This window comes from Hwanghaeella grinnelliae, assembly GCF_004005845.1.
Taxonomy (GTDB): domain Bacteria; phylum Pseudomonadota; class Alphaproteobacteria; order UBA8366; family Aestuariispiraceae; genus Hwanghaeella; species Hwanghaeella grinnelliae.
Genome location: NZ_SADE01000001.1, coordinates 1,966,375 through 1,986,463, shown reverse-complemented (window position 1 = coordinate 1,986,463; position 20,089 = coordinate 1,966,375). Strand labels below are relative to the sequence as shown.

Genomic DNA, 20,089 nt, shown 5'->3' with positions numbered 1-20,089 from the left:
TGTTTGTGGTAGACAGGTAGCCCGCCCCGACAACAACAGCCGCATCGTCGAGATTTATGATTGAACTGATTGCACGATTGCTGTCTCGACCGGGTGTGGCAGCGTTGTTGTTGCTGTCGTCCTTCGTGATCAGCATCCTGATGCTGGTGCCCCCGATCTACGTCATGCAGGTGCTGAACCGTTACGTCGCTTTTGGGGTGGATGGAACGTTGTTCACCTTGGCGTCCGGCGCGCTGATGGCAATCGTTATGGAATTCCTGCTTCGCTGGGCACGGCTGCGGATCGCGAACAACGTCTCGGTCAAGGCTGATGATGAGTTGGCGCGCAAATTGGGCGAGGCGTTGACCGACACACGCCTGGGTCATTCGGAGTCGGTCAAGACTGCCACCAAACGCCGGTTGATGATGGATCTGGAGGTCGTGCAGGGGGCCTTTAGCGCGCCCTCGATCAATACGGTTCTGGACGTTCCTTTCACCATCGTATTGATCATTGCGTTGCTGATCATCGATCCGATGCTGGCGGGGGTTACCATATCTGCCTGCTTGTTCCTGTCCCTTTGCGCGATCGCATCGGCAATGGCCGAAAAGCATGCGGCCCGGGAAAGATCAGGCAGCGACCGCCCGTCTATTGGTCCGATCCAGGACGATATCGTATCCGCTCCTGGGGTCGTGCGGGCCTTCACAGGGCGTTCCTTCGTGTTGCATGGCTGGCGAACCACGGTTCGTGCGCAGCAAGCCATGGCGCGCAAGCTGGCCCATAATCGAGGCATGATATCGACGATCAGCAACGCCACGACGGCGGTGACGACGGTCGCGGTGGTCGGCATCGGTGCCGTCCTGGTGGTGCGACGTGAAATCGATGTCGGAATCCTGATCGCCGCCAATATTCTGTCTGCCAGAACCGTCGCCGGATTTTCGCGCGCGGCCTTTTCCGCAGGGACCTTCGCAAGGGCCTCTCAAACATTGGCGCGACTTCGTCAATTGGAGAGAATGCCGCGGGAGGCGAAGTCGGGCGCCATGCTGGGAGATTTTGCCGGGCGTCTTACCTTCGATGACGTTACCTTTGCCTATGGCGGCACGACGGCGCCGCTGTTTGAAGGCGTTACGTTCAGTTTGGAACCCGGCGACATTCTTATCGTCCATGGCGCCAATGGGACCGGTAAATCCAGTTTTGCGGAATTGGTGATGGGGCTTCGCGATCCACTGCGGGGCGCCATCTTGGTGGACGGTGTGGACCTGCGCCAAGTTGCCATGCCCTGGTGGCGAACCCAGACATGTTATCTGCCCCAGGATACGACGCTTCTCAACGCGACCATTTCCGACAACCTTCGCATCCTGAATCCCAGTCTGGACGGACCGGACCTGAACCGGGCCATTCAAGCGGCGGAGGCTAGGGATCTGGTTGCGCGCATGCCGGCCGGATTGGAAACACCGGTAGAGGACAATGGCAGACATTTCGCGCCAGGTGAAAGAAAACGGCTGGCGCTCGCTCGCGCCCTGACCACCGACGGAAAACTGGTTATTTTTGACGAACCCTTGGAGGGGCTGGATGGACCCGGAAAAGCTGCCATCGGTGGATTGCTGAAAAGCTTCGCCGCCAGCGGACGGACGATCATCGTGTGTTCCAGCGACCCCGCAATCATCCGCGAAGCCGATTGGCTGTTGGATTTGGATGAGAAACCGAGGCCCACCCTTAAGAAGGGGCCGGGCCGCAAGGGCCGCGACACACAGGTGAAACCGGCCTTGGCAGACAACGACCTACCCGCCGCGTCGCAAGGAGGGCAGGGATAAATGGCTGTCGCTTGGACCAAACCGTTGCCGCCGCAGGCCGAAGAAAGCATGTCAAAAGGCGTGGCCCTATTGATCGTGCTGCTCACCTTGCTCGGCGTTGCTTTCGTGGTCTGGGCCAATAACTCGTCTTTGGCGATCGTCAGCGTCGCGGTCGGCGAGGTGAAACCTAGTAGTCGTGTAAAGCAGATACAGCACCTTGAAGGCGGCATCGTCGAAGAGATCCTGGTCCGTGAAGGACAGAGCGTGAGTGAGGGCCAACCGTTGATGTCCCTGTCGACAACGCGGAACGACGCGGATCTGGCCGAACTGAACGCCCGTCTTCGGACGCGCCGAATAGACCGCATCCGATTGGTGGCGGAAATCAAAGGCGCTGAAACGCTGGAAATACCGAGTGAATTGGAAGACGAGGCGCCCCAACAAGTGGCGAATGCGCGCGATATGTTCGAAACGCGCAGGCAACAGGCGGCGGCCGAGACGGGAACGCTGTCAGAACGGGTCCAACAGCGCCGGCAGGAAATCCGAACGATTGAAACCCATTACGCTAGTGCGAAAGAAAGCCTGGCCTTGGTCGATGAACAGTTTCAGATCAGCGCCGAGCTGTTGGCGAAAGGGATCACCAACCGGTACAGCCATCTGGAACTGCAGCGGGAAGTGCAGCGGATAAAAGGGGAAATCGCGCATGATCGCGAAGCGATAAAGGGCGCAAAGGCGGCGCTTGCGGCTGCGGAGAGCGAGTTGGAGGAAGCCCGGTTGCGGCGCATTGAAGCCGCGCGCACTGAATTGGCCGCTGTCGAAACGGAGTTGTCGGAACTGACCGAACGGCTGCGAAAATTCGAAGATACGCTGGACCGCACGACCATTCGCGCGCCGGTTTCCGGTATTGTTAAAGAAATGGCCGTGGCGACGGTCGGCGGGGTGGTTCAACCCGGGGAGACGGTTTTTACAATCGTGCCCGAGGGCGACACGCTCATCGTGGAAGCGAGGCTTGCACCGCATGAGGCGGGATATGTCAGGCCCGGACAACGGGCTGTTATCCGTTTGAACTCAGCCGAATTGGCGCGCTTCGGTAATATCGAGGGCAAGGTGGAAGAAATCAGTCCCGATCGCCTGACGACCGAGCAGGGTGAACCGTATTTCCGGGTACGTATCAGCGCTGAGCGATCCTTCTTCGAAGCGGATTCCACGCGGTACGACCTTTTCCCTGGAACCCAGGTAATCGCAAATATTCAAACCGGCGAGCGAACCGTCATGGATTACATTACTGCGCCGTTGGTCAGTGAAGGGCGAAGAGCGTTGCTTGAACGGTAGAAAAACCGGTAATTTAGTGTTAACCAACGCGTCGTATTATGCAGTACCAGCATTCCCTTATTGATGCTGGGCAAGAGTCGTGGTCAAATACTTGTAAATACTTAGTGATTCAGGCGATTGGGGCTTGAATGCAAGTAAAGGGGAGTTTTCGTGAAGACGAAATCGGCCAAATTGTTGATTGCTGCGGCTGTGTTCGCGTCCGTGTCTTGGCCCGGTGCGGCAAGTGCCCAGGACTTCAAGGACCAATTGGCCACCTTACTTCAAAAACACAACCTGGTCGAAGTGGCCGGATTGGATTTGCAGGCTGCAGATGAGCGCGTGCGTGAAGCATGGGGCGCCTACTTCCCGACGCTTAACGTGAATGCTTTTGTCGGCCGGCAGGGGAAGTCGAATAACCAAGCGGACAGCACGCAATTGAATCCGCGTCAGGCAACAATCACCCTGACCCAAAAGATTTATGACTTTGGCGCGACGGATGCAAATATTGAGCGCAGCAAGCTGGAACGCCGGTCCGCGGAGACTTTTCAGAAGATTGCGGTGCAGGATTTGCTTTTGCAGGCCCTGACGGCCCAATTGAACATCATCCGCGCCACGGAACTTGTGGATTATGCACGCAGATCCGAACAGAACATCCTAAAACAGCAGACGGTCGAGAAAGACCGTGTCGATGCTGGTGGCGGTCAGGTGACCGATCTATTACAGGTTCAATCGCAGTTGGCGGGTGCGCGGACGCGCCTTGTGGCTGCTGAAGGACAGCTTCAACTGGCGCGGAACTTTTACAAGCGAGTGTTCGGGACTTTTCCGGGGCCGAGCGCCGGTAAGGACGTCCCACTTGTTCCCACCACAGTATTGCCAGCATCGGTTGACGACGCGGTCGAAATGACTCAAGCCGGGAACCTGCGCGTAAAGGCTGCAAGGCTCGGCGCGGACGTCTTAAAGAAGACCGCTGAAGCAACCAGGGCGTCATCTTATTATCCAACCTTCAACGCCATCGGTGAGATTATAAGCAAGCATGGTGTGGATGGTGTCGATGGGCACGAAACCGAAGCCATTGCCAAGGTCGAGCTGAATTTCCCGTTCAACATGGGCTGGACCGCACGAAACACTGTGCGTGCCGCTGAATTGACCGAGGAAGCCGCTTTCCGTCGATCCAATCAGGTATTTACGGAAATCGAAGAACAGGTTCGCAACGCCTGGCAGAATTTTCGCACGGCGCGCTCCAATGCTTTGTTGCTGAACCAGCAGGCGGAATTGGCATCTGAATTCCTGAAACTGGCGCGGGAAGAGCGCAAGCTGGGCAAACGGTCATTGATTGATGTCCTCGCCGGTGAGACGGGATTGTTGAACGCGCAAGCGGATGCGACAGCAGCCAAGCGGGATGTTGCAATCAACGCTTTCACGGTGTTGAGCTTCATTTCGAACTTGTCCCTGGCGGATGTTGAGGTCGTTGCCTATACCGGACCAGCGTCGAGCCTGCGTTGACGGTAAAGGGACAGGAAGACAAGCCAATCTTTCAACGCGCCCGCAAAGCGACCAGCTTCTTTTAACCGATGCCGTGGGCGTCGTTTACTCGACCTGAATCAAGCAGCTCCGTAATCCAATATGGACCTGTTCCCGCAATGGGGAAGTTTCCCGCAAGTCCAGCGCCCCGACCGTCCGGCCTTTCCAGTCATACGCACCTTTTAGACCGAAACGTTCCTCAACAACGGCCAGGATCGAAAAGGGCGTGCTGCAGTCACGGACCGAATGCCGTGGGCCAAGATCAATCACAGAGCCATGAACGGTTGATAGAAAAGCGTCGAAGGCAGCTTCCGGAACACGGCTGGACCGGCAAAAGGCAACGCAAAACCGGCCAGGCTGGGTCATTCGAACGGCTTCAATGACGTCTATTAGTAATCCCAGTCCAAAGGCGCGGACCGGGTCATCCCATTCTTGCGGAGCAAGTGTGTGATAGTCGTCGGGATCTTTGTGCGGATCCCAATCATCGTCAGCGATGCACGGCAATTGTGGAATATTGGCTGTAACCAGATCCGGCGGTCCGTCATCGCCGGGGGCCATACCGCCTTGACGAACATCTAGATGATGAAAACTCGGGCGACGGTTCGATAGTCCGAACAGTTGATAGTTCAGCCCAAGGTTACGGCCCGCGGACTGTTTCATGTCATAGCAGGCAAATAGCAAGTTTCGGTCCGGATAGGACCGGGACAGGGCGAGTGGGATGATCCCCGACCCTGAACCGACATCGGAAACGCGGCGGATCGACGGGAAGCGGTCCAAACCCGATCGGGCCGCGTCAATCGTCAGCGCGGTCCAGTCGTCCGGTTGGTAGATGTCGGGCAGGACAACAAAGGGCAGGGCGGTGCCGCCATGGCGGTAGCGGCTCACGGAAACACTTTTCTCAATGACATCGAAAGATGGTGGATTTGCACCGGTTGTGACTGTATCCGACATGGCCGATCCCCTGGGACTAAATTGAAACGGATAGTGGTTCCAATGTCGTGGCCGGGTCGCGGAAACAGTCAACAGGATGATGTATTCAAAGGCGTTGTTGTCTATGAAAAAGTAACTAAAGGTTTCTATTCATCCATGTCGAAACCGGTGTCTAGTTGGGTTTCCGTTCGGTGAACAGTAGTTTGATGTAGGACCGAAGCATCAGGATTTGTTGCGGAAGGACATCCGGGTCGCGTAGCGTTTTTGTCATGACGATCCCGCCTTCGCAGGTGGCGGAAACCATATCCGCCAAGTGGTCCAAGTCCACATCGTCACGCATATCGTATTTTTCAGCGATTTTATCGAACGCTTTGCGAAATCGTTTGCGCCAGGACAACATTGCGCGCTGGCTCAACTCCCTAACTTCTTTGTCGAACAGACGCTCGTTGTAGCAATAGGTCGCAATCAGACATCCGGGATGACCATTCGGCAGATCGGCCATCAATTCCGACAATAGTTTCAAACCTATCAAGAACCCATGCAGAGGGTCGTCATGCAGTTCTTGCGCCCGGTCGAACAGCCCATCGAACAATTCATCCTCAATGCTGATATATCGTTCCAGAAGTGCCTTCGCGAGCGCGTTCTTGTCCGAGAAATGGTAGAAGAAACCACTCTTCGTAATGCCCGCTTCTTCAATAATTTCCTCGATTGAGGTAGCACCAAACCCTTTCGCCAGGATGGCCGCTTCGGCGATATCCATGATGCGGCTCTTGGTTTCTTGCCCTTTCTTCACATCGGCCTCCTTAGAACAATAAGGCGTACGGCATTGCGCCCAACACCGCGTTTAACGATTTACTGTACCGCAGGTGCGGTTTTCGAAGCTTGGATAGTGGCGCTGTAACAGCATGTCCATTCTAAACAATTGATTTAACAGTTAAATAACGGTTTTTTACCGGTTTACCGCAAGCTTTCTATCTCTTTCGGTTCCAAAAAGGCACGTTCTGGCCATCGAAACGGAACAGCACCTAGCCTCCAATTAGGGAGGGTTTTGGGCTGTAAGGATAGTGAGGAGCAATTTGTGACGATAGCAAAATACAGAAACGGTCTTCCGCAGTTGCGCGGGCAAGCGATGCTGACCGACGGTGGTTTGGAAACCACGTTGGTGTTTATCCAGGGGATTGATTTGCCCTATTTCGCGGCTTTCGATCTGTTGCGGACCGCCGAAGGCACCAAGACTATCCGTGACTATTATAGTCCATACGCACGCATCGCCATCGAAAGCGGGAAAGGGTTCGTTTTGGCCTCGCCGACTTGGCGTGCGAGCGCGGATTGGGGCGACAGGTTGGGCTATAGTGCAAAAGCGCTCGATCAAGTGAACCGTGATGCAATCAGCCTTTTGGCGGAGATACGCGCGACGTTCGAAACCCCGGAGAATCCGTTCGTGTTGAGCGGCGATATGGGCCCGCGCGGCGACGGTTATGACCCGTCCCACCGGATGTCGGTGGATGAGGCGCAGGACTATCACGCGACCCAGATCGGTACATTTGCCGACACGGAAGCCGATTTAGTGTCGATCTTGACGCTGAACTACGTGGAAGAAGCCATCGGGATTGTGCGTGCGGCACAAGCTGCCGGAATCCCGTCCGCGATTTCCTTCACGGTAGAGACAGATGGCCGCCTACCAACCGGACAGTCCCTGGGCGACGCGATCGAACAGGTCGATGCCGAAACAGGGAACGGCCCCGCATATTTCATGATCAATTGTGCCCATCCGACCCATTTCTCTGGCGCGATCCTTGAGGATGCGCCGTGGAAGAAACGTGTTTGGGGTTTGCGGGCCAACGCCTCCAGGCTGAGCCATGCGGAGTTGGACAATTCCGAAGAGCTGGACGCCGGGAACCCGGCGGAACTGGGCCGGCAGTACAAAGAACTTCAGTCGCATTTGCCTAACCTGAAGGTTTTCGGCGGATGCTGCGGTACTGATCATCGTCATGTGGGTGAAATCGCGCGGCATATCTCGGTTTAAGCACCGTTTTTCATCGGAAACCGCAACCCGTTACAAAGAAAGTTTTGGAGTAAGCCATGATGTGCACAATTCGTTACCGGCAGGCAGTCAAGGAAGATGCCGCCGACCTCGCCCGTTTGATCGACTACGCCGGCGAAGGCGTGCCGGTCTATTATTGGAACAAGATAAAGCCGGCTGACCAAGATGTTTGGGCGTTCGGTGCCAGTCGCGCCGCGCGGGAAGAGGGGGCTTTCAGCTATAGGAACGCAATCGTCGCCACAGTGGACGGGGACGTTGTCGGCTGTGCCATTCGATACGTCATCGACGCACCCGCCGAAGCGTCCGATTATTCTGAGATGCCGCCGATGTTCGTACCGATGCAGCAATTGGAAGATCTAGCGGTCGGCACCGAATATTTGAACGTCCTTGCAGTCGATCCCGAATTCCGAGGCCGGGGCATCGGAACCAGGCTCTGCGGCATGGCGGAAATCAATGGAAACCGTGACCAGACATTGATCGCCTTCGACACCAATACCGCCGCCATCAAACTGTACCGAAGTTTGGGCTTCGAAGTCGAGGCGGCCCGGCCCATGGTCAAAGAAGATTGGGATGGGGAGGCGGAGACTCTCTTGTTAATGCGGCGCCCGGGAAGGCTTCGGCAGGTGGCATAAATTTGGGTAAGCGGCCGCCGCAAAGACGAGGGATCCTGCGAAAACTTGTTCGGCGGCCGCCAAAACGTGGTGCCGCAAAAACTTGGTGGCATGGCTTTGGTTGGGCGGAATATCCCTAGCAATGGATTCTGGAGGAGAATTCGGGTTTAATCTTGCTGATAATGCTCCCGCATTAGTTGACCATCGGTCAGGGTCTTCAAAAACGCCGCGTTATTTCGACAAGCCCACCCGAATGAAGGAACCAGGATTAGTATGTCCCCAGACCGCCATTTAACCGCTTGCGACCTGCCGGCAGGCGAATAGAGCTGTGCCAAAAGACGTGACCCAAGACATGAGGCTGCTTCTCGATGCCATTGATGAGCATTGCCTGGTCAGTATTGCCGACGGTGACGGGAAGATGGTCCACGTCAATTCTGAGTTTGCCCGTTATGCCGGCCTTTCCGAGCGGGAGTTGATCGGAAAACCGAACAGCATTGTCGGGTCGGGGGCACATTCGGATGATTTCTTCGCGGACCTTTGGAGAACCATCGAGAAGGGAGAGGTCTGGCGTGGGCGGATACAAAATCGTTCCGCCAATGGGGACCTTTTCTGGGTCGACACCACTATTGTCCCTTTCCTTTCAGAAGACAGGAAGGAAACCCGTTTTGTCTCGCTTCAGACCGACGTCAGCGATACGGTCGCGATGGAAAAAGATCTTCGGGAAGCCAATTTAAACTTGGCGGATATAGGCAAGATACAAAGCAACTTCCTTGCCGCGATGAGTCATGATCTTAGAACGCCCTTGAATTCGATCATTGGCTTCACGGACATCATCAATGATGGGATGTTCGGACCCATCGGCAATTCGCGCTACGCCGATTACCTAACAAGCGTAAATGGCAGCGCGCGGCACCTTTTGACGCTAGTGAATGACATTCTCGACTTCTCGATCATGGAAGCGACCGGGTACAAGTTTCAGTTAGAACGGTACGATCCAATCGAACAAACTCGGGCGGTGGCCAAGACTTTTGATTGGATCGCCAGGGAAAAGAACCTCACGATCGATGTTGTCAGCGGGGATTGTGTACCAGGAACCGTGCTCGCCGACCCCAGGGTGGCGACGCAGATCCAAACGAACCTGATATCCAATGCCTGCCGTCACTCACCGCAGGGCGGGGTGGTAACCGTCACCTGGGACCGTGATGCGAATGGCGACCCGTTTCTGCAGGTCGACAACGAAGGGGATCCGATCCCCGATGAAGTGATCAAGGGGTTCGGACGGCCTTTCATGGTTACGAATCCTATGCATTCCTCGGACACGGATAAGTCCCACGGGCTTGGTTTGTACATCTGTTATCGCTTTATCGAGGCGCGCGGCGGCAAACTGGACATTTCCCGCAACAAGGGGGTTGGCGCGCGGGTGCGGGCGACCTGGCCGGCCGATATTTTGAAACCGGAACCCGCCTGATCTTCCTGCCGTTCAGGCTCACATTGGATTGAAGCGCCGCAATATTGCGTTCCCCATCGGAACAGGGCAATCCGGTAATACGGATGGAGGCCCGGCCTCCTTGGAAAAAGGGAGGCATTGTCATGACCTGGATAGCAACGGTTCCATACGAACAGGCGAAGGGCCGCCTGAAACAGCTCTATGACCGCGTCAAAGGCCCAGACAACAATGTCGACAATATCATGATGTCGCACAGTCTTCGTCCGCACAGCATGGAAGGGCATATGGCCCTGTATAAGTACGTGCTGCATCATTCGGCGAACCAGGTTCCGAAGTGGTTTCTTGAAACGCTCGGGGTCTGGGTTAGTCATCAGAACCGGTGCGATTACTGCGTGCATCACCACTTTGCCGGACTGAAACGCCTATTGCGGGACGACGCCAAGGCAGATGGTATTTGGCAAGCCGTGATGGCGGAAGACATCGATGCCTTGCCATTGCAAGCGAAGGAAAAAGAGGCCGTCCGCTACGCCAAGAAACTCACGGCTGCCCCCGCCAGTCTGAGCGAAGCGGATATCGGCCGCTTGCGGGATTGCGGTTACTCGGACGGCGAGATTCTAGAGATCAATCAGGTGTCGGCCTATTTCGCCTATGCGAACCGCACGGTCCTTGGGCTTGGTTGCTCAACCGACGGAGATATTCTAGGCCTTTCCCCGAACAATTCCGACAATCCCGACGACTGGTCGCACAGCTAGGGCGCTGAAGATATGATGGAAGCCGACAAAGAGCCGCTCGATGGCTCCCTATACCCCTATCAAGAACTGCTCGGCTATGAGATTGCGGAGTGGGAGCAGGGGCGGTGTCGCGTCACCATGCCGATACGCGACTGTCACACCAACCGTCACGGCATACCGCATGGCGGTGTCTATGCGTCACTGTTGGACACAGCGATGGGATTTGCCGGAAGTTATTCCCCGCCCGGCGAAGAAAAACGGTTCGCCATGACGCTCAGCCTTACGACCAACTTTTTGTCCCGGCCGAAAGGTTTGGTGCTGCAAGCGGAGGCCAACGTGAACGGCGGCGGGCGGAACACGTTCTTCTGCGAAGGCAGCATAGTCGACGAAACCGGGGAAGTGATCGCTACAGGCATCGGAACTTTCCGGCTCCGTCGCTCCAAGTCTGCCTAATTTGGGAAATGTTGGCGGACCAATCCTTGTCCAATACCCCGAAGGATTAGGCGACGGCACCTGCCCGTTGCTCCGGTTTGTAGCGATCGTGCATCGCCGCAATATGGTCTGACCCAATGCCGCAACAACCGCCGATCAGGGTCGCGCCCGCGGCCACCCATCGATCCGTCCAGGTCAGGTAGCCTTCGGGACTAAGGTCGGCACGCATGTCGGAAAGACCTTCATTGGCTTCTCCTTCACCTGCCTTGTTGACGAAGGCATTCGCGTAGACGCCCAAGGGCAGTTCGCGCTCGAGCACGGCGAGTTTTCGGCGGGCGGTCAGGATTGCGTCTTCCATCACCTCCGGCGCCGAGCAGTTGAACAGAAGTGCCTCCGCCCCAAGATCGACGGCCAGCGCCACCGCGTCCTCGACCGTTTCCCCGGATCGCAGCAGGGGAGGCCGGTCCGCATCGCCATTGTCGTCGTCCTGCAAGGTGCATGAGATCCAGAGCGGTTTTCCCGTCTCCGCGGCGGTTTCGGCAGTGACTTGGATCTCCGCCAGACTACTCATCGTCTCGGCCAGCCAGAAATCCACATAAGGCGTCAGGCCCTCGACCAGGGGCGCCAGGATCTTGCGCGCCTGGTCAGGGTTGAAACGGTCTGTCTGGTAGGATCCGCAGGCCGGCGGCAGGCAGCCGGCGACGCGCGCGCCCGGGTGAGATTCGTGAACGTTGTCTGCTGCTTCGCGGGCAAGACGCCCGGCAAGGTCAGCCAATTCCAAGCCACGCCGGGCAAAGCGTTCCTCACCAATATGGTACGGAACCACTGCGTAATTTCCCGTGGTCGCGATCTCGGCGCCCGCGCGATAAAAAGAGTCATGGGCCTTGCGGACGGCTTCGGGGCAATCGATCAATGCACCGGCCGACCATTCCGGTTGCCGTAGTTCCGCACCGAAGCGAACCAGTTCGCGGCTGAAGCCGCCGTCAAGAAGTGTAATCGCAGACATCACGAAACTCCATTTACCAAACAGGATATGCCGCAGGTACCGCCGATGATATGGCACATGCAACCAAGATTTTCGGTCTATGGAGAAATGGTGAATTGTCTTTGGTATCTAGGATAGAAGAGGGGGCTGGTGGTTCCCGTAAAACTCATGCATGCAAGGTCCCGAGAACCTTTGTACAATCCAGGAAGGTATCAGGTAATCACGGCGGTTGGATGATGAACAAGAAAAGCAAAGGGCAAAGCGAAGCCCCGAAGAAAAGGAAAAAACGGCTTGGACCGCCGCTTGGTCCACGGGCTGAAAACGCCGCGGAAACAAAGGCTAGGATTCTAGCTGTCGCCGTCGATCATTTTTCCAGATTTGGATTTAGTGGTGCGCGGACAGAAGCGATTTCCAAAGACGCCGATATCGGCAACCGAATGATCTATCACTATTTTGGTGGAAAAGAGGGGCTGTACGTTGCGGCCCTCGACCATGTTCTCAGTCAGCTTCGGTCCGAGGAATTGAAACTCGATTTGTCCGGTCACCCGCCATTGGACGGTTTGCTGCAGATGTTCGATTTCACCTATGGCCATTTTGCCGGTCACCCCGAATTGATACGCATGTTGTCCGCGGAAAACCTCATGGATGCGACGTTTCTGCGTAAATCCGCACAAACACCGAGTACGGCGTCACCAGTCATTCAGCAAATCCGCGCTCTGATCGTACGGGGCGAGGCGGAAGGGGCGATACGGGCCGGTCTCGACCCACTGCATCTCTACGTCGTCATGGTGAGTTTGAGCTATTTTCACATTTCCAACGCGCCGACACTTGGGGTGATTTGGCAAACGGACTTGTCCGACAAGGACTGGCAGGATGCTCACTACCGGATGGCTCGGGAGATGCTGGTTCTGTTTTTGGGGCCGTCAGGGAACAGCGGTTAAGTCGGCCTTTAAGTGTTTCAGCTGGCCCGTTATGCCCAAAAAATCATCAAAAATAGGCAGTGTTCAAAAAATAGTCGAAAAAATATCGTTTTTGCTTGCGAGGATCGCGTGTTTGCGTGTTGAGTAATCGTGCCATTACTAAATGCGCACGGAGAGAGACATGAAACTTACACGACGCGATCTGATGAAATATGGGGGTGCCGCGGGTGTCCTCTTGGGTTCAGGAATGACGACGACTCAAGCCTTGGCCCAAAGCATGAGTGTCAAAGTCGCAGCCTTGAAGACGATCCCAGCGATATCCCAGTTCCTGTACGACCGTTTCGACGGGACCGGTATCGAAGTGGAAGTGGTCCAATTCAACAGCCCGACCGACTGTAAGAACGCTGTCGTCACACGATCCGTCGATTTTGGCGGGTTCGGGATAGCGGCTGCCATTTCGGGTGCCGCAGCGGGGGAACCCCTTAAGGTCATAGCCGGCCTCTGCAACGGGGGGATGGCGGTGGTTGCCGGGGCTTCCAGCGGCATCGACAGTATTTCGGATCTGAAAGGGAAAAAGGTCGGTATCTGGCCCGGGTCAACCCAGGAGATCTTCACCATGGAGCGGTTGAAGATGGAAGGGATCGCATACTCGGAAATAGAACCGGTCCGCGTCTTCTTTTCGGAAATGCATTCGGCACTCGCGTCGGGCGATATCGATGCCTATGTCGGCGCCGAACCTGGTCCGGGGATATCCGTTTCCACAGGAGTAGGAAAAATTGTAGAATATCCTTACTCAACACCAATGGGTTCCCTGAACGTGATCTTCGCAACCCACCCGGCCTTGATCGAAGAAAAGCCAGAGGTCGTGGCGGCGATGATGAAGGTTCACAAGGATGCCAGTGAGTTCTGCATGACGAAGCCGAAAGAAACGGCGGAGGCGGCTGTCGAAATCTTCGGGATGAAGCCGGAAGCTGTCGCGGTAAGTCTGCCGAATGTCGAGTTGAATTGGGAACTCTCGCCCGAGTTGATCAAGCGGGCGGCGATCTATGCGGAACACATGAAAGCGCTCAAGCAAATCAGAGACGTCCCGAACTTTTCAGATATGATGGACGGCAGCTTTTCCGCCGCACTCAAGAAAGACGCGTGAAACCAATGACCTTTCTGGGGCGTGCTGTTGTCGCCCTCGGGCTGCCCGTAGTCTGCCTCCTGCTTTGGCAGATTGCGGTCAGCGGTCAGCGATACAGCCTAATCCCACCCCCGACCGAAGTGGCCATGCAATGGTGGGACATGCTGGTCGGCGGTGTTTGGGACGATGCCTATTCTGCGACAATGTTGGAACATGCTTGGGCCAGCATGTACCGTGTATTCGGCGGCTTCGGGCTGGCGGCCGCCGCGGGCATTCCGCTTGGTCTTCTGCTGGGACGGGTCGACCTTGTGCGGAGAATTGTCGATCCGACACTCCAGATTCTGCGCCCGATACCGGTCACCGCCTGGCTGCCATTGGCGCTGATCCTGTTCGGTATTGGTCCGAAATCAGCCTTTTTTCTGGTCTTTCTTGGCGCCTTTTGGCCGATCCTCTTGAACACCGTCTTCGGTGTCCGTAATGCCGACCCAAGACTGACGGAAGCGGCGGCCATGCTGGGTGTCGGCAAGACCGCGATGTTCCGCAAGGTCGTGTTGCCGGCCGCGCTGCCGTCGATATTCACCGGCCTGCGGCTCAGCCTCGGCATTTCATGGGTCGTGATCGTCATCGGGGAAATGACGGGCGTCCGCACCGGTCTGGGAGCGGTCATCATGGAAGCCCGCCAACTTTCCAGAACCGCCGTTGTCTTGAGCGGGATGGTCACCATCGGCGCGCTTGGATTCTTTTCCGACTATGCATTGCTGCTGATAGGGCGTCGTCTGCTGCGCTGGAAGGATGGTAATGACTGAAGCCTTCCTTGAACTGAGGGACGTTACCAAGAGTTTCACCTTGCCGGCGCGGGAAGTCGTTGCGCTGTCGACAACCTCGTTGCAGATCGAACAAGGGGCGTTGGTTTGTCTGCTGGGCCCTTCCGGCTGTGGAAAATCCACTCTGCTTCGTCTGGTCGCCGGGTTCGAGCAACCGAGCGGCGGCAACATCATCTTTCACGGAAAACCGATATCCTCACCAGGACCGGAACGGGGTATGATCTTTCAGGACTATGCCTTGTTTCCCTGGCTCACGGTTCGTCAGAATGTTGCTTTCGGCCCCAGGGCGCGGGGAATGGGCCGGCGGAGTGCCGGCGACCTGGCCGACCGATACCTGGACATGGTTGGCCTGAACGAATTCGCCGAAGTCTGGCCGCACCAACTATCCGGCGGCATGCGTCAGCGCGTGGCGATTGCTCGGGTCCTGGCCAATGACGCGAAACTCGTCCTGATGGACGAACCCTTCGGGGCTTTGGACGCCATGACCCGAGAGCGGCTCCAACAGGAATTACTCACGATCTGCGCACAAACGGGACTCACTGTGCTGTTTGTGACGCACTCGATCGAGGAAGCGGTGCTGTTGGGGGACCGGGTGATCGTCATGTCGGCCGGTCCGGGCCGTGTGGTATCGGATTTGGCGGTTTCACTGCCGCACCCTCGTGACCCGACAGACGCGTCATTCAACGATATTCGACGAGGGTTGAGCGAAGCGCTGCATGGGGGCCATAGCGCGGCGCCAGTGGCAAACGGTGAACCGCAACAATGACAATAAGGAAAACCCCATGACTGAAAGCGGAACGGCATCGAGTGCTGAAGCCCGGCTCAAGGAACTCGGTATTGACTTGCCGGAACTGCCAGTGCCGGTCGCCAACTTCGCACTCTGGCGCAGGGATCGGGATCTGGTCTTCCTGTCCGGTCAAGTTTGCGAATGGAACGGACCCGTCACCCATACCGGTAAGCTGGGCGAGGTCCATGATCTTGCCGCGGGGCAGGCCGCCGCGCGGATTTGCGGTTTGAACCTGCTGGCTGTTCTGCGCCACGCACTCGGCGGAAGTCTCGATCCTGTGTCAGGATGCATGCGGGTAGGGGGCTTCGTGCATTGCACCCCGTCCTTTCCGTCCGTGCCAATGGTGATCAATGGGGCGTCCGACCTGTTCCACGATATTTTTGGGGCGGAAACCGGTGCACATGCCCGAACCGCGGTCGGGGTAATGCAATTGCCGAAGAATGCCGCGGTTGAAGTGGATGCGATTTTCCGTGTCGGCTAACACCATAGATGCAATTGATTACAGAATGCGGTTGGCTATGTTGCTGGCCGACCGGGGAATGACAATTCCGCCCGTACCCAGGCCGATGCCAAGCTTCGTGCCTTGGCGTCAATCGGACGGGAGGTTCTTTCTTTCAGGACAGGCTTGCTTGAGCAATGGCGCCGCAACCTCTGCAAAGCAGATTGAACTGAATGATGTTGAGCCACTCGACGACGCTTTGAACGTGGCTGCCCTGAACCTCGTCGCCGCCGTCGTGGACGCCGTGTGCGAGACGGAAGCAATACCCAAAGCTTGGCTTCAACTTCGTATCTTTGTCAGAACCAAGGACGGCGTCAGCTTTGAGCCGGTCGAACGTATAACGAACCTGCTGCACTTAGTCGTACCGGAGGGAGCAGAAACGATCTCTCCTACTGTGGTCGGGGTCGTCCAACTGCCTTTACAAGCGAGTGTCACCATCGACGGGATCCTGGCCCTGCACTGAGCCTCTCCAAAAGGCATGCGAGCTTGAGGGCGCGACGATGCTAAGGATAGACACGCCCTGTCGCTGCTTACCTATCGGAATTACGCTTCGTCAGCCGGTTGGGCCGGGTCAATGCGGAAGGCGAAACAGTTGTTCGTCGAAGAACGGACATGGACATAGGCGATCTTCTCCCGGTCCAGAAGTTCCGCCGCATAGCGGGTGATGTCGGTGGGGTCGGTGACCTTGCCGGTGCCGTAGACGATCCGGTCACGTTCGTCATAGCCGCGCAGGATCATCGGCTGCCCCGCCACGTATCTCGATGGCAGCGCCCCGCCTTCGGCATAGGCTGGACAGGGGTCTGCGTGGAGGAAGATAGGTCCTTGTTCCGCAAAGGGTTGGACGGAGCCAAAAGGACGATATGAGAGGATCAGATAGGCCTCGCCCGCCGGCACATCCGTCAGGCAATGCCGGCAGGGAATGCCGTCACCGTCCGAGACACGTCGTTCCGGCACCATACCGTAGGCATCAGTCCCGCCGTTCCATATTCCATTTGCGTAATTCGTGGCCATCGGGGTGATTTGAATATTGGGCATCCGGCAATCCTTTCACGAAAAAACCATTGTCGATGCACGATATATCCAGGGCACACGCCAACCGACACCCGGTTCTTGCGGGAAGGGGGCAGTGGTGGAGCGCGGAGTGGCGGCTTTTTCCCGAGATTACGCTGACGCGGCCGCCGCGGGTGCTTCAACGTCGTTTCCATTCATGCCACAGAATGGCGTACTGCATGGTGTTTTCGTAGATTGGATTTCCGACGCTGTCGTTTTGGAACGTCACATATTCCAGGAATAGACCTTCCATTCGCATGCCAAGCTTTTCGCAGAGCCGCCGCGATGAGGCATTGTGATCCTCAACATATGCGTAGATGCGCCTAATGCTCTGATGCTTGAATAGCTCGGCACACATGGCCTGTGCCGCTTCGAACGCATAGCCCTTGCCGCTGAACAGTGGATTGAAATTCCAGCCCACAGAAACTGTGTCTGGGTGTTGAGGTTTTTCTGGATCATCTGGCAAAGCAGCATCTGGATGGATGAACAGATCGCCTATGAGGTGACCTGATTCTTGGAGGCAAACGGCGGCATACTCGTCATCGCTAGCGCGTTTCAGAACTTCACTTTCGGCTGCCGCCAGATCGGCGAGTTTTAGCGAGAAGAAGCAACTCGCAATAGGCTCCTGCAAATAATCGAACAAGGCCTCCGCATCCCCCACCCGGAAATTCCTGATAACCAGACGGTCCGTTTGGATCGCTTTCAATTGCTCAATTTCCTGCGTTTCAGACTTATAGAAAAACAAAAAGTGCCATCGCGCATTTCTTTGAGGCGCTCGCACCGTGACCGCTTTCTGGCAACATTTGAGTAACCTTCAATCGGCATCCGGCAATCCTTTCGCGAGAAGACCATTGTCTAAGCGCGCTGGATCCAGGGCACAGGTCAACCGACACCCGGTTCTTGCGGCAAGACGATGATAAATTTTGATAGGAGATGGTTATGGCGGAGCGGGTGGGATTCGAACCCACGAGACGGTCTCCCGCCTGCTGGTTTTCAAGACCAGTGCCTTCAACCACTCGGCCACCGCTCCTCAAGGGGAAGCACGTCCCCATTGTTTCCCGGCGGTGCGTTCCGCCACCGGAAGGCGCCCGTCTAGCAAACGCCGGGGGTCTCGTCCAGCACCAGTAGGGGCGGCGCGGAACGTTTGTTCGCGGCCAGCAGTCAGCCTTTGGGGCGTTCCAAGGCTGCGACTGGATCGGAGGAGGGAAGCAGGCTGTGACGATCACCGGGGGAGATACATTCAAACCGACGGTAAAGATTGCGGCCCAGTCGATTCTGTTGGTCGCGCATCACCGTGCAGGCGGTCAGGGTTTCGAAGTGGCGGTTCGTGAATCCGTCTTCGTCGCCAGGCACCCAAACGCCGCCCTGCAGGATCGCCGCCACCAATATCCACTTACTCATTCTACTGTCTCCACCGGGGGCTGGCCGCTTCAACCGCACCCGAATGTTTTGACATCAGGCAAATCCGCGCACCGGCATGGCGGCGGCCTCAGGCCCGTGTATCGGTTCGCCGTAGTAGGGGCCTTCCACCAGGGCGCCGGGAACACCTGCAAGCAGTTTAACCGCTTCACCGTTCGTCACACCATTGAATATGACTTTGATACCCGCTCTGGCACAGCGCTCGGACAAACCTTTCAGGGAAGGAATGCTTCGGCCCAGCATTTCCGTATCCCGGACAAGGGCAGGGTCCAATAGCAAGTAATCCGCCGGCAGGTTTCCCAGGCGCTCTGCCGTGATCGCACCGATTTCCGAACTGAACAGCGCCAGCTTGAAGCCCGACCGGCGCAAAGTCTGCAGCGCCGGGATGCGGGGGATCAGGTCGGGCGTGAGCCCTTCGATCCGCAATATGACGGTTCGCTTCATCCCGCTTTGGGCAATGTTCAACAAGGAACGCAAAAGCTTTGGGTCCAAAAGGGACCGTATGCCAATCTGCATTGCCACGGCGGCGGCGCCCAGGTCCGACCGTTTGGCAATGTCCCGGCATTGTTCCAGGTCGACTTGTTTGCGAAGTGTCGGATCGTCCTTGGTAAGCGCGACGATTTCAGTGACCCCAAGCCCGTCATCTTCCAAATCTACCCGGAACTCCGCCAGAAGATGCTCCGCCTCCCAAGCCGCCGGATCGACGACAACACGATACGCAACAGTCAACGCGTTCTTGTTCAGGGCCTCGGCAAGCAGTTCCTTGCGGTTGGCCTGTTTGTCGATCCAAGCCGCATGACTGTCGTCCAATGTGTCGAAAATGACGGCTTCCAGTCCCGCCTCGAAGAACTCGTCGACCGCGTGACTGATTGCCGACCGGATTTCCGCTTCATCCAGCCGGTCCGACGATAGTGGAACGGTGGCTGTACCGACCGACAAGACGCGTTCTAGCGGGTCCACGTCGCCGATATAGCTCCGCAAGTCCGTCGTCAGACTGTTGATGTCTTCCGTTGCTTCGTGGACCAGCCCATATTTGCCCGGATCAACTTCGTTGATTTCATCGGCGATACTGGCTTGCAGCAATCGGCTATTAACCTGTTCCCGGAAGGTATCCAACTCGGTTTGAGAAATGCCGAGTTCGTCGGTCAGTCCCTGTACATCGCCGACACTGACGAAAGTCATGCCCAGGTCTTCGCCTTCATTGTGCTCCATCGCGCGAATGACATTGTCGACCAAGCCGGCTTTCGTATCCGGAACGTTGGCGGCACGTTCCAAGGCAGGGTCCATTGTCACTTCAAGGTGGTAGTATCGGGTGTCGCGCGGAAAAGGATTGCCCAGGATGCGACACCCAAGCACCTCGCGCTTTGCGCCGGCGATGAAGAGGACCAATTCCTCCATGGTTTCCTGCATCGCCGCCTTGTAGAGAATCTCGGAAACCAGAATTTGCGAGTCCGGCAGACACAACTCGGAAAGGGACGTGCCGTGAAACTCATCGGCCGGCATACCGAACCAGGTTTCGATATTTCCCTGGGAAGAGACGATGCGGCCCCCTATATCGATGAGAAACTGAACGAACGGATCGTTCGAGGCTTCTGCCGTATCGATGATCTCGCCGCTCTTGGTAAGTATTTGGGCCATCGATTTCCGGTTCTTACGCTGGGTAAAAGGTCCTAGGATGAAGGGACG

Annotated in this window: 21 protein-coding genes and 1 tRNA gene; 14 read left to right on the top strand and 8 right to left on the bottom strand. The window is 56.6% G+C overall.

The genetic code is table 11. The features are described 5' to 3' along the window. Positions 1–56: 56 nt before the first annotated feature. From EOI86_RS09255 to EOI86_RS09245, 3 genes are all read left to right on the top strand, one after another. The gene (locus EOI86_RS09255) at positions 57–1,790 is read left to right on the top strand and encodes an ATP-binding cassette domain-containing protein (RefSeq protein WP_127764776.1); all 1,734 of its coding nucleotides are present in this window, start codon (positions 57–59) and stop codon (positions 1,788–1,790) included. Next, the gene (locus EOI86_RS09250; RefSeq protein ID WP_127764775.1) at positions 1,791–3,098 is read left to right on the top strand and encodes an HlyD family type I secretion periplasmic adaptor subunit; all 1,308 of its coding nucleotides are present in this window, start codon (positions 1,791–1,793) and stop codon (positions 3,096–3,098) included. 150 nt (positions 3,099–3,248) lie between these two features. After that, on the top strand, positions 3,249–4,580 hold the full coding sequence (locus EOI86_RS09245) for a TolC family protein (protein WP_127764774.1): 1,332 nt from the start codon (positions 3,249–3,251) through the stop codon (positions 4,578–4,580). An 84-nt stretch (positions 4,581–4,664) separates the two neighbouring features. Here EOI86_RS09245 and EOI86_RS09240 read toward each other — a convergent pair whose 3' ends face one another. Beyond that, positions 4,665–5,549, bottom strand: coding sequence for a hypothetical protein (locus tag EOI86_RS09240; RefSeq protein ID WP_127764773.1), 885 nt, complete (start codon positions 5,547–5,549; stop codon positions 4,665–4,667). A gap of 151 nt (positions 5,550–5,700) precedes the next feature. After that, the gene (locus EOI86_RS09235; RefSeq protein ID WP_127764772.1) at positions 5,701–6,321 is read right to left on the bottom strand and encodes a TetR/AcrR family transcriptional regulator; all 621 of its coding nucleotides are present in this window, start codon (positions 6,319–6,321) and stop codon (positions 5,701–5,703) included. A gap of 285 nt (positions 6,322–6,606) precedes the next feature. On the opposite strand from EOI86_RS09235, the gene EOI86_RS09230 reads away from it, so the two are divergent. The 5 genes from EOI86_RS09230 to EOI86_RS09210 all read left to right on the top strand — a co-directional run bounded on the left by EOI86_RS09230 (position 6,607) and on the right by EOI86_RS09210 (position 10,814). Beyond that, positions 6,607–7,554, top strand: a complete 948-nt coding sequence (locus tag EOI86_RS09230) for a homocysteine S-methyltransferase family protein (protein WP_240035600.1) — start codon at positions 6,607–6,609, stop codon at positions 7,552–7,554. 56 nt (positions 7,555–7,610) lie between these two features. After that, positions 7,611–8,204, top strand: a complete 594-nt coding sequence (locus EOI86_RS09225; RefSeq protein ID WP_127764771.1) for a GNAT family N-acetyltransferase — start codon at positions 7,611–7,613, stop codon at positions 8,202–8,204. A 331-nt stretch (positions 8,205–8,535) separates the two neighbouring features. Then, positions 8,536–9,651 carry a PAS domain-containing sensor histidine kinase gene (locus tag EOI86_RS09220; RefSeq protein WP_127764770.1) on the top strand — a complete coding sequence of 372 codons (1,116 nt, stop codon included), beginning with the start codon at positions 8,536–8,538 and terminating at the stop codon, positions 9,649–9,651. Between the two features lie 122 nt (positions 9,652–9,773). Next, complete coding sequence (locus EOI86_RS09215; protein WP_127764769.1) at positions 9,774–10,382, top strand: carboxymuconolactone decarboxylase family protein; 609 nt, start codon at positions 9,774–9,776, stop codon at positions 10,380–10,382. Between the two features lie 12 nt (positions 10,383–10,394). Further along, a complete protein-coding gene (locus EOI86_RS09210; RefSeq protein ID WP_205032111.1) occupies positions 10,395–10,814 on the top strand; it encodes a PaaI family thioesterase in 420 nt (139 codons plus the stop codon). Between the two features lie 46 nt (positions 10,815–10,860). Here EOI86_RS09210 and EOI86_RS09205 read toward each other — a convergent pair whose 3' ends face one another. Next, positions 10,861–11,799: a homocysteine S-methyltransferase family protein gene (locus tag EOI86_RS09205; RefSeq protein ID WP_127764768.1), complete on the bottom strand. Its 939-nt coding sequence runs from the start codon at positions 11,797–11,799 to the stop codon at positions 10,861–10,863. A gap of 50 nt (positions 11,800–11,849) precedes the next feature. On the opposite strand from EOI86_RS09205, the gene EOI86_RS09200 reads away from it, so the two are divergent. The 6 genes from EOI86_RS09200 (at position 11,850) to EOI86_RS09175 (ending at position 16,397) form a co-directional block, all read left to right on the top strand. Next, entirely contained in the window at positions 11,850–12,719 is an 870-nt protein-coding gene (locus EOI86_RS09200) for a TetR/AcrR family transcriptional regulator (RefSeq protein WP_205032110.1), read from the top strand. Positions 12,720–12,861: 142 nt separating this feature from the next. Continuing rightward, positions 12,862–13,845 (top strand): ABC transporter substrate-binding protein, encoded by a 984-nt coding sequence (locus tag EOI86_RS09195; RefSeq protein WP_338033042.1) that lies wholly within the window; start codon positions 12,862–12,864, stop codon positions 13,843–13,845. A gap of 5 nt (positions 13,846–13,850) precedes the next feature. Next, the gene (locus tag EOI86_RS09190; RefSeq protein WP_127765198.1) at positions 13,851–14,630 is read left to right on the top strand and encodes an ABC transporter permease; all 780 of its coding nucleotides are present in this window, start codon (positions 13,851–13,853) and stop codon (positions 14,628–14,630) included. Beyond that, positions 14,623–15,414, top strand: a complete 792-nt coding sequence (locus EOI86_RS09185; RefSeq protein WP_127764766.1) for an ABC transporter ATP-binding protein — start codon at positions 14,623–14,625, stop codon at positions 15,412–15,414. Before EOI86_RS09190 ends, EOI86_RS09185 begins: the two co-directional genes overlap by 8 nt. Before the next feature lie 16 nt (positions 15,415–15,430). Further along, complete coding sequence (locus EOI86_RS09180; protein ID WP_127764765.1) at positions 15,431–15,916, top strand: RidA family protein; 486 nt, start codon at positions 15,431–15,433, stop codon at positions 15,914–15,916. A 148-nt stretch (positions 15,917–16,064) separates the two neighbouring features. Then, complete coding sequence (locus tag EOI86_RS09175; protein ID WP_127764764.1) at positions 16,065–16,397, top strand: hypothetical protein; 333 nt, start codon at positions 16,065–16,067, stop codon at positions 16,395–16,397. Between the two features lie 80 nt (positions 16,398–16,477). Here the strand turns inward: EOI86_RS09175 and EOI86_RS09170 are convergent, their stop codons facing one another. The 5 genes from EOI86_RS09170 to EOI86_RS09150 form a co-directional block, all read right to left on the bottom strand. Further along, the gene (locus tag EOI86_RS09170) at positions 16,478–16,969 is read right to left on the bottom strand and encodes a DUF1203 domain-containing protein (protein ID WP_127764763.1); all 492 of its coding nucleotides are present in this window, start codon (positions 16,967–16,969) and stop codon (positions 16,478–16,480) included. A 154-nt stretch (positions 16,970–17,123) separates the two neighbouring features. Next, positions 17,124–17,690, bottom strand: a complete 567-nt coding sequence (locus EOI86_RS09165; protein ID WP_127764762.1) for a GNAT family N-acetyltransferase — start codon at positions 17,688–17,690, stop codon at positions 17,124–17,126. Between the two features lie 234 nt (positions 17,691–17,924). Beyond that, a tRNA-Ser gene (locus tag EOI86_RS09160) sits at positions 17,925–18,014 on the bottom strand. 131 nt (positions 18,015–18,145) lie between these two features. Further along, complete coding sequence (locus tag EOI86_RS09155) at positions 18,146–18,385, bottom strand: hypothetical protein (protein ID WP_127764761.1); 240 nt, start codon at positions 18,383–18,385, stop codon at positions 18,146–18,148. Between the two features lie 54 nt (positions 18,386–18,439). Then, on the bottom strand, positions 18,440–20,041 hold the full coding sequence (locus EOI86_RS09150; protein WP_127764760.1) for an EAL domain-containing protein: 1,602 nt from the start codon (positions 20,039–20,041) through the stop codon (positions 18,440–18,442). Between the last annotated feature and the right edge of the window lie 48 nt (positions 20,042–20,089).